This window comes from Ensifer sp. ENS06, from assembly GCF_014852205.1.
Classification (GTDB): domain Bacteria; phylum Pseudomonadota; class Alphaproteobacteria; order Rhizobiales; family Rhizobiaceae; genus Ensifer; species Ensifer adhaerens.
In genome coordinates this window covers 1-256 of record NZ_JACVBC010000072.1, presented here as the reverse complement: position 1 = coordinate 256, position 256 = coordinate 1, and the positions used below count along the sequence as shown (strand labels likewise).

Below are 256 nucleotides of genomic sequence, written 5' to 3'. Positions count from 1 at the left end.
ACCGAGACGGCGCCGAACTCGCCCATGGCGCGGGCGTTGCACAAAAGCACGCCGTAAAGCAGCCCCCATTTGATGTTGGGCAGCGTCACATGCCAGAAGGTCTGCCAGCCCGATGCCCCGAGAGACAAGGCTGCCTCCTCGTCGCTACTGCCCTGTTCCTGCATCAACGGGATCAGCTCGCGGGCGACGAAGGGGAAGGTGACGAAGACGGTGGCGAGCACCAGGCCCGGCACGGCAAAGAGGATCTGGATGCCGT

General features: G+C 64.5%; 1 protein-coding gene. It reads right to left on the bottom strand.

The window, feature by feature from the left end:
• On the bottom strand, positions 1-256 hold a 256-nt coding region (locus tag IB279_RS36900), incomplete at both ends, for an ABC transporter permease subunit (RefSeq protein ID WP_192341303.1).